Origin of the sequence: Collinsella sp. LCP21S3_D3, assembly GCF_052118305.1 — a bacterium.
Taxonomy (GTDB): domain Bacteria; phylum Actinomycetota; class Coriobacteriia; order Coriobacteriales; family Coriobacteriaceae; genus Collinsella.
The window spans coordinates 1-337 of the sequence record NZ_JBQKHK010000071.1 but is presented as its reverse complement, the minus strand read 5'-3'; the positions used below and the strand labels follow the sequence as shown (position 1 = coordinate 337).

Annotated in this window: 1 pseudogene; it reads right to left on the bottom strand. The window is 66.5% G+C overall.

What is annotated here, in order from left to right:
- Nucleotides 1-337 (bottom strand): annotated as a pseudogene (locus tag ACTQ1S_RS09415) (SIS domain-containing protein); the annotation flags it as partial.

Genomic DNA, 337 nt, shown 5'->3' with positions numbered 1-337 from the left:
CGTCCTTCGTCTGCTCGATGAACAGGTCGAACTTGGGGAAGCAGCCGCGGCGGTTGAGCAGGCGCAGGCCGAAGCAGTCGGCGAGGTAGTAGCCCTTCTCGCAGCCGCCGGCGCCGTGGTCGGAGGCCATCATGACGCAGTTCTCGGCGCCCACGGCCTGCCCGATCTTGCCCTCGGGGTTGGTCATGGCGAAGACGCGCACGCCCATATCCTTCATCTTGCCGATGGCCTCGAGCACCTCGGGGGTGGTGCCGGACTCGGAGGCGGTCAGCACGACGGACTTGTCGGTCATGCGCTTGTGGCCCATGACGTTCCACTCGGCGGCGTGGATCAGGTA